At 57.9% G+C, this 8,749-nt stretch carries 6 protein-coding genes; 5 read left to right on the top strand and 1 reads right to left on the bottom strand.

The window, feature by feature from the left end:
• Positions 1-327: 327 nt before the first annotated feature.
• A complete protein-coding gene (locus BRA49_RS00345) occupies positions 328-867 on the top strand; it encodes an acylphosphatase (protein WP_292382461.1) in 540 nt (179 codons plus the stop codon).
• A gap of 209 nt (positions 868-1,076) precedes the next feature.
• Here BRA49_RS00345 and BRA49_RS00340 read toward each other — a convergent pair whose 3' ends face one another.
• Positions 1,077-1,304 carry a type II toxin-antitoxin system HicB family antitoxin gene (locus tag BRA49_RS00340; RefSeq protein WP_292382460.1) on the bottom strand — a complete coding sequence of 76 codons (228 nt, stop codon included), beginning with the start codon at positions 1,302-1,304 and terminating at the stop codon, positions 1,077-1,079.
• Between the two features lie 210 nt (positions 1,305-1,514).
• Here BRA49_RS00340 and BRA49_RS00335 point away from each other — a divergent pair, with 210 nt between their 5' ends.
• The 4 genes from BRA49_RS00335 (at position 1,515) to BRA49_RS00320 (ending at position 8,246) form a co-directional block, all read left to right on the top strand.
• Positions 1,515-1,805, top strand: a complete 291-nt coding sequence (locus tag BRA49_RS00335; RefSeq protein WP_292382459.1) for a nucleotidyltransferase family protein — start codon at positions 1,515-1,517, stop codon at positions 1,803-1,805.
• Positions 1,806-1,913: 108 nt separating this feature from the next.
• Positions 1,914-3,437, top strand: coding sequence for an AMP phosphorylase (locus tag BRA49_RS00330; protein WP_292382456.1), 1,524 nt, complete (start codon positions 1,914-1,916; stop codon positions 3,435-3,437).
• Between the two features lie 40 nt (positions 3,438-3,477).
• Positions 3,478-4,884 carry an MSCRAMM family protein gene (locus BRA49_RS00325; RefSeq protein WP_292382454.1) on the top strand — a complete coding sequence of 469 codons (1,407 nt, stop codon included), beginning with the start codon at positions 3,478-3,480 and terminating at the stop codon, positions 4,882-4,884.
• 269 nt (positions 4,885-5,153) lie between these two features.
• Entirely contained in the window at positions 5,154-8,246 is a 3,093-nt protein-coding gene (locus tag BRA49_RS00320) for a VWA domain-containing protein (RefSeq protein WP_292382452.1), read from the top strand.
• Positions 8,247-8,749 lie beyond the last annotated feature (503 nt).

The raw sequence follows: 8,749 nt of genomic DNA, 5'->3' as shown, positions 1-8,749 counted from the left end.
GATAGCCACCACGGTCCACAGCATGAGGAGATGCTTGCCGAGCGAGGGGCGAACGCAGGGTTAGGCCAGGTCCCGCACCAGTCTCGGCAGGGAAGAACGGCAGCCTGAATTGGGTGTCACCAGTGCCTGATACGGGAAACTCGGATCCACCGAGAACGAGTATCAGATATATCCCAGGGCACTACCAACGCCGGGGCATGGGAACCGTTCGGCTCGATCATTCGCCCCTGCCTGGAACAGGACCGGAGAAAAGATGGGCCCAAACACCATCCGCCGGGCGATAAGCAAGAAGAACCTATTTATTCCCACCCCTCATATTGAAATTTGATGAAGCGATTCTTCGCCGTTGCAGCAGGGCGGGTTCAGAGGGTCGGATTCCGGGATCACGTCTACAAAGAGACATTCAACAAGGATATCTCCGGGTACGTAAAGAACCTCGATACCGGTGAGGTCGAGATCGTCGCTGAGGGGAGTGAAGAGGACCTCCGCGCCCTCATCGAGAGGATCAATATCATCCGCTATCCGATTGCGGTCAAATCATTCAGCATCAAATGGCAGGAAGCAACCGGGGAATTCACGACTTTTGAGATCATCCGCGGAGACCTCCAGGAGGAACTGTTTGAGAGGGTTGATTTCGCCGGCACGATCATGTACCAGACGCTGGAGAATTCTGAACTGAGTTTGAAGAAGCAGGATCAGATGCTGGATAAACAAGACCAGATGCTTCAAATCGGGATTGAGACAAAAGATGAGGTTGCAGGGCTCCGAAGGGATACCCGGAAGTGCCTTGATGACGAGTTTACAGAGATCAAGAAGGAACTTGCCGCCATCAAGGGTGCCCTTTCCAGAGCCGGCATCCAGGTCTGACCGCACGCCCCGGAGTCCCTGTAGCGGTTGGTGGACGAGCGGATCCAGACGGCGATGAGAGGAGCGTAATCTTTTGGTCTACAGGGCAACCCGCAGGGGACCTCCATCAGTACACCCCCTGCCGTCCTGGAGGATCTTGTCGGGAACTACCGCTGTGTATCTTTGCCGGAGAAAATGACCGCACCCGGTGAGCCGTTGTCCCCACCCGCTCACGCCACGCCTTCGAAGACTCGGACCCTGCCGATGATCAGGTCTTCCTCCGGGGGAACCGCCCGCCCCTCCTGCCGCAACGCTTCCACATGCCCTTCGATCGCCTCCTTGATATTCTCCAGCGTCTCCTCAATCGTCTCCCCCTGGGAGTAGCACCCGGGAAGCATAGGGACTTCAGCCCAGAATCCCCCCTCTTCGGCCTTCCGGATCACAACGGTAAACTCCATGTTTCCCCGCATTTTAGAGTAACTCGAGAAACCCATCCTCTGTCGACGGCTTTCTTCGCATCATGACCTTTGATCGCCCGGAGTCTGCCTACACCAGGCCCTCACTCAGGGGTAGTCCCAACACAAGGATATGCGTTTCGTTCTGGGGATCAGCGCGTTCCCATCTCCGGGCGAACCCTTATATCCCTTGCTTCATAAGATCGATGCAGGATGAGTCTGCATGCGGAACTGCTCGAAAGAAGGGATGAGATCCTCGAGATCGCAGCCAGACACGGTGCCCGTACTGTCCGAGTCTTCGGATCGGTTGTCCGGGGTGAGGAGACCACGGGAAGCGACATTGACCTCCTTGTCGAGTTCGAGCCCGGGAGAAGCCTCCTTGACCACATTGCCCTTGCCCAGGACCTGCAAGACCTGCTCGGCCGTGATGTCGACGTGATGACTGAGAAGGGACTGCATTGGTTTATCAGGGATCGCGTCTGCCAGGAGGCCGTGCCACTGTGAGCGACGACCGGCTCTATCACTCCGGGTTCTTCCACCCCCATCGCTCCCCCGATCAGCCGCTCTTAAGTAGTACAAAACCTCAGTTTCAGGTAGGATAGGATTACGCGTATGAAACTGACCGTAAAATTGCTCGACATAGCAAACAAGGGAGTCCTCCTCCACAGCACCGACGCACGGAACATGCGTATCCGCGACGGCGACCGCGTCCAGATCGCCGACGAAACGACCGGCAAGAGCGCCCAGGCCCACGTCGACACCACCGGCTCGCTCATCGAGCCCGGTGTCATCGGCATCTACCGGCCGCTGAACGCCACGCTTGCCGTCGACGAGGGGACTTCCGTCGAGGTCCGGGGCGCCGAGCGGCCGGCATCCCTTTCGCACATCAAGAAGAAGATGGACGGCGGCCGGTTCGGCAAGGACGAGACCCTGGAGATTGTCAGGGATATCGTCAGCGACACTCTCTCACCCGGCGAGATCACCGCTTACGTCACCGCGTCCTACATCAACGGCCTTGACATGGACGAGGTGGAGTACCTGACGAGAGCCATGGTCGAGACCGGGGATCGCCTCCGCTTCACCCGGCATCCCGTCGTCGACAAACACTCCATCGGGGGGGTGCCCGGGAACAAGATCACCCTCCTGATCGCGCCGATCGTCGCCGCGAGCGGTCTTAAGATCCCCAAGACCAGCTCCCGGGCCATCACCGGCGCCGGCGGGACTGCAGACCTGATGGAGGTCCTCGCACCGGTCTCGTTCTCGGCGACCGAGGTGCAGCAGATGACCGAGAAGGTCGGCGGCGCCATCGTCTGGGGCGGGGCAACAAACATTGCCCCTGCAGACGACAAGATCATCACCTACGAGTACCCGCTCCGGATCGACGCCCGGGGCCAGATGATTGCAAGCGTCATGGCCAAGAAGTTCGCCGTCGGCGCCGATCTCGTTGTCATCGATATCCCGGTCGGCCGGAACACCAAGATCGCGACGGCCCAGGAGGGGCGGAAACTCGCCCGGGAGTTCATCGAACTCGGGGAGCGGCTCGGCATGCGTGTCGAGTGTGCGTTGAGTTACGGGGAGTCGCTCGTCGGCCACACCATCGGCCCGAACCTTGAGGTGCATGAAGCACTCGCCGTTCTCGAGGGGGCGACCGAGCCGAACTCCCTGATCCAGAAGAGCCTCTCGCTCGCCGGGATCCTCTTCGAGATGGCCGGGAAGGCAGCACAGGGGCAGGGAGCCCAGATGGCTGCAGATATCCTCCAGAGCGGAAAGGCGCTCGAGAAGATGCGGCAGATCATCGAGGTTCAGGGCGGCGATCCGACGGTGAAGGCTGAAAATATCGTTCCGGGAGAGTACCGGTTCGAGGTGAGGGCGCCGCAGGACGGTTACGTCATCGAACTAAACAACAGCGCGCTCGTCACGCTCGCCCGGCTCGCGGGCTCGCCCTACGACCACGGCGCGGGGCTCTTCATCCACGCAAAGAAGGGGACCCGGGTCAGGAAGGGCGACCCCATCTTCACCATCTACGCCGAGCGGGAATGGCGCCTTGAGCGTGCGATCGAGATCGGCCGGGTGCTGATGCCGGTGGTCGTGGAGGGAATGGTCATCGAACGCATTCCCCCGGAGCGCTGGGTGTAAACCGAAGCACTCAAATTTTTGGGCCGCAATACACTCAAGTATGGTAAAACGTCGCCTCATCATAGCCCTTCTCGTCTCGTGCATCCTCCTCTGCTGCACGGCGCAGGCGGTCACCCTGCGCATCAGCGTGGTGGACGAGGAGACCGACGATGCCGTTGCCGGCGCTTCCGTGTACGTCGACGGCGCCTACGCCGGGAAGACCACCTCGGACGGCACCTATTCCTACGTTCATTCCGGGGATGACGACCTGTACCTGAAGGTTGTCCGGGCAGGTTACCGGAACTGGATGGATTACATCGATTATGACGCGACCCACGCCCGGGTTGATATGGTCCGCGAGGACGAGACCCTCACGTTCGAACTTTACGATGCGGTGACCCTGAAACCGGTCGTCGGTGCTGTGGTGCGCGTTGAGGGTGACGACTACTCCGACTCGGAGGTCACCGGAAAAGACGGGAGCGTGGACTTCTCGGTGAGAGCGGGCGGGTCATACAGCGTCGAGGTACGCGCGTCAGGCTACCACGACCTCGAAGAGACTGTTGAGCTGGCAAAGACTGGTGGGGTGGAGGACGGCCCCATCCAGTATTTCCTCTTCAGTAAAGATCTTCTCGGGGTCCGGGTCCTGGATGCCGACACTTCTGCTCCCCTTGGAGGGGCAGAGGTGTATATCGACAACGCGCGCGCCGGAGTGACCGATGCCGAAGGCAGGCTGCAACTCCACCTGGAACGGGGAAAGAGGTATTCCCTCAGGGTCACGGCTACTGACTACCAGCCATACCTGGAGAACCGTGACCTTGAGGCGGACGATGTGCTTCTCCAGGTGCGCCTCTCGAAGTCGGCATACTCTGTCTTGATAAAGGCCTGCAACGAGGCAACGACGCCTATTGGAGGAGCGGAGGTCTACCTCAACGGGACGCTCCAGGGGAAGACCGGTCAGGATGGTCGATTTGTATTCACCGAACTCCATGCAGGCACCTATGAGATTCTGGTCCGGGCGTCCGGCTACAAGGACTGGAGCGAGATACGGCACATCTCCGGGGTGGCGGAGGCAATCTTTGCCGAACTCCAGTACGACCGGGCGAGCGTGACCGTCCGGGTGGAGGGGTCCGACCGGAAAGCGTTGGCCGAAGCGGTCATCGTCATCGACGAGAAGGTCGTCGGGGTGACCGACAGCCTCGGGAGGTTCCAGACCGCGCTCGTCACAAACAGGGCGTATACTGTGACCGCCGCCCGTGACGGCTACCAGAACATCTCGGTCGATGCGGATATCCCGCTCGGCGCGACCGAGTTCACCGTCCCGCTGATCATGGAGCAGAACTTCAATGTCTGGGTGCTCGTGGCCGGCGTCGGGGTCGTTGCCGTGGTTCTCATCGCGGGGGTTGTGGTGGTGCGGCGGAGGCAGGCCGGGCAGAGTCGGGGCAGGTCACGCGACCGGGACAGCCTTTAGGCCTCCGGGTCACCTTTTTTTTCCCCGGGGTCCCGACCCCGGGCTGCAGGATCTCTGCTTCCAATGGCGGAATTCGTCCCGCACGGAAAGAATATTCTCGTGCGGCAGCCATGGAAATACTTTTTTTTCATCTGATCGCCGCATCTACTGAATATTTATTCAATTTACGCGGTTTTCGTTATCCGATCGAAAAACGGAGCCATTATAGTTGTGCATTATGTTAGAAACCATTATATATTCCTATGTGCCAGGAACAGATACGGTGACGTATGAGTGAATGGACATATGCGTGCCTGGTGACGGGGTTGATGCTGCTGGCGGCCCCGGCCGGTGCGCTGATACCGGATGCTATTACAATTAACACGAGTACCCCGTGGGTGACGGCGGGGAGCGGGGAGACCGTGACTGTGACGGTTGAGGTGTTGAACGGCACCAGCACCCCTGTTCCGGGGGCCGTCGTTGAGTTTGCGGTGAACAACAGTACGTACGGAAGCGGCTTGCCCGCGCGCATCTTTACAAACGACGCCGGGTATGCAACGGCGGTCTTCAAGCCCGGAACCACCAGTGGGGATGTGACGTTCACGGCAACGGTTGCACAGGATGATTCCCTGAAGACGAGTGTCGACCTGGGGATCAACCACGCCACCCCCTATCGGATCGCAAATATCTGGTACTTGCCGGAGGTGACGGTCGGGGAGAAGACAAATATCACCGTCCGAATAGAAGATCAGTACAAGAACGCAGTGGACAACCGGAATGAGACTGAGACTGTGAGTTTCATGGTGGGCTCGCCCAACGGAACTGCGGTGTTCAATAACACAGCGGATGATAATGTTGCCGTGTCGGTGGACGCGACCGGGAACGCCACCGCAACGCTCTGGGTCGATACCATGGCCGGGGAGCACCTTATCTATATCCAGCCGCCGGCGCCGGTCAGGAGCGACTACATCTCTCTCTTCAGTGTGGCGGGGCAGCCGTTCGACATCACGGCAGCCGTTGATCCCGACGACGCCTCGGTTCGTGCCAATGGGGAGGACAAGGTCTCGTTCACCTACACTTTGTTTGACAAGTACGGGAACCCGTCCCCCGGGCAGGGCCTCTGGGTGAACGCCTCGACGAAGCGAGTGGATCAGCCGGATGAGACATATAGTCGCCTCCTCACCTCTAACTCCCGGGGGGAGGTGATGATCGCCTACGGGCCTGAGGACTCTGTCGGCGTCGCGACGCTCACCGCAACGGCTCTCGGAAATGAAAGTGTGACCAATATGACCGTGGTGGAGTTTACCAGCACCGATCCGGTGAACATGCTCCTCACCGCAAGCCCGCAGTCGATGCCGAGCCGTGAGATCCAGCCAAACTTTGTCGCGGAGCTCCGGGCCAAGGTGATGGATGTCAAAGGGAACCCGGTCAAAGACCGGGAGGTGACGTTTACCCTTGATAATAAATCCGTCAACGTCAACGGCAACGAGACCAAGGATGGAAAGCCATACCTTAATGAGGAGAAGCTTAACGAGGAGAAGAGCACGGTCACGGTCTCGGTCGAGACTGATACAAATGGATTTGCCATAGTCAAATTCCACCCCGGTGAATTTGTCGGACAGGATGATCCGCTGAACTGGAGCGCCACCGCGAGGGGTAATGCGACCGTCCGGGCGACGTGGGGCGACGTCAGCCGCGATATCACCCTGACCTGGATGAACTACCCCTACCTCTCCGTGGAGACGGAGGTATCCAGAGAGACCGTTGAGGTGAACGAGACGGTCGACGTCACCATACGGTTGAAAGGCGATGGGTATAAACTGGAGCCGGACCCGATCGATGCGGTGCTGGTGATCGACCAGTCGAGGAGTATGCGGTATAATATTAATCATGTCAATAATGATGAGGATTCAAATGAGAGGATGGACGCAGCAACGGCTGCGGCAAAGACGTTTATCGGTAATATGACCTCTGACCGGGACCGCGTCGGTCTGATCTCATTCAACTCCTCTACGACGCCTCAGAACACTCTGACTGCCTCATTCGGTAACGTAAACACAAGTTTGAATGCCCTTAAACCGGACGGCGCAACACAACTGCGGCGGGGGATTTACGAGGCGATACTCATGCAGAATCAAACAGGGCGATCCGATGCTATCAAAGCTGTGATCGTCATGACTGACGGCGACTGGAATTACGACGGGAGCCCTATCGGGCATGGGACGGGGTATCCTGAAAACGCATTATGGGCTTACTCATTCAGCGGCAATACGTTAGAACCAGACAACTACCGGTATTACGATGGCCTCGGTGGAGAACTTTTAGATGGGAAATCATATGGGAAATGGACAAGTAATGGATATAAATGGGTGGAGTGTTGTCGTGAGCCCAATAAGTGTCGGCGTAGTCATGATGTTACTCGTGATTACAAATATTGTACCAACGGCAACGGCGAGTTCACCAACCAGAACATGTCCCGATTTGCCAGCGACAATGGCGTGAAACTCTATACCATCACGTTTGCTTATAACCCCGATGATACGGTCAACAAGACGATGGAGATACTCGCGAACTCAACCGGCGGATTCTATGAACATGCTCCCAGTGGCGATAAACTCACTGATATTTACAAGCGTATCGCGGGCGATCTGAAGACCGAGGCCGGTGTCAACACCACGGTGGCCCTTGCCTTTGAGAACGTCAACGTGACAGGGATAGACGTTCCCGGGAAAGATGTCTTCGATTATGTTTACGACTATGGAAACTCCACCCATATCTATAACCGGACCGGAGCTACGGAACATTTTAATAAAACCATCAACCAGACCACCCAGTGGAACGACGACCACGCCCTGCAATTCGACATCGGCACCGTCCGCCTCGGCCAGACCTGGGAGGCGACCTTCCGCCTCAAGGTGAAGATGGAGGGAAACATCAACGTCTTCGGCCCGCGATCGACGATATCGTTCAACAACGGCGAGGAAGAACTAGAACTCCCTGTCACGTACATCACGGCCGTCAAAAGTCTGAACAACACCGGGATGGACTTCCAGGGGCTCAATATCAGCAATCTCCACGTCACAGGCGGTGTCACCGATTTCCTCCCGGTCGCCTGGGACCTCAACTACACCGGTCTGGAGACCGCGACGGAGGACGTCTTCTACTCCAACGACAACAACTTCACCTGGGTGAAATTCAACAGCCTCAGCGCTACGAACACGACAACGAGCGGCAACGCAACGCTGGATGTGCGAAACCTCCCGGCCGGCTACTACACCATCACGGTCTACGGCTATGCCCCGGATACCGGGGATGCCACGGCCATGTTGGTCCAGGAAGTAACCGGCGGTGCGGGTAAAAGCGCATACATACGGATCCAGTGAACCATCCCGGTATCCTTCCTCGGGAGGGCTTCCCTCCCGGGGCCTGTGCCTCCGTCCTTACGGCACCTCACGGTGCTCGAATTTGCGTTTGCTCTCCCATACCTTGTGACCCCTGACCCTCCGGTATCTCTTTCCATCACAGGGATCGGGATGCGCAGGAGAGCGGCCCGATCATCCCCCTCCCGTTGCGGCCCGCACCGCTCCCCCGCACAACCGCGCAAACCGGTATTTAACTTTCGTGGAATGCCCTGCGCTTTCCGCAAGGCGATTTAGCACCGGATTGAATTATTTTCACTGGAATCAGCTCTCAGAGGGTTAAAAATCCTCTTTTTACAGCAGGGAATGGGTGAAAAACATGCCGTGGAACTATTATATGATTCTTATGCGCAGTGGCCCGTCTCGCTGCCCCGGTTCTAAGTGAAAAGTATCTTCAAACATAATTATAATAGCCAATCCGTTGGCTAATGACGGGTTTATCGCTTGTCCCTCAGACCGATATCAAA

The sequence above is a fragment of the Methanoculleus sp. UBA430 genome (assembly GCF_002506585.1).
GTDB lineage: Archaea > Halobacteriota > Methanomicrobia > Methanomicrobiales > Methanoculleaceae > Methanoculleus.
The sequence above is the reverse complement of the archived record's forward strand: the minus strand, read 5'-3'. Positions and strand labels throughout refer to the sequence as shown.

Bases quoted from the DNA above. Each gene is read 5' to 3' on its own strand.
- BRA49_RS00325 (WP_292382454.1), top strand. From the start codon at position 3,478: ATGGTAAAACGTCGCCTCATCATAGCCCTTCTCGTCTCGTGCATCCTC.
- BRA49_RS00340 (WP_292382460.1), bottom strand. From the start codon at position 1,304: ATGGAGTTTACCGTTGTGATCCGGAAGGCCGAAGAGGGGGGATTCTGG.
- BRA49_RS00335 (WP_292382459.1), top strand. From the start codon at position 1,515: ATGAGTCTGCATGCGGAACTGCTCGAAAGAAGGGATGAGATCCTCGAG.
- BRA49_RS00330 (WP_292382456.1), top strand. From the start codon at position 1,914: ATGAAACTGACCGTAAAATTGCTCGACATAGCAAACAAGGGAGTCCTC.
- BRA49_RS00345 (WP_292382461.1), top strand. From the start codon at position 328: ATGAAGCGATTCTTCGCCGTTGCAGCAGGGCGGGTTCAGAGGGTCGGA.
- BRA49_RS00320 (WP_292382452.1), top strand. From the start codon at position 5,154: ATGAGTGAATGGACATATGCGTGCCTGGTGACGGGGTTGATGCTGCTG.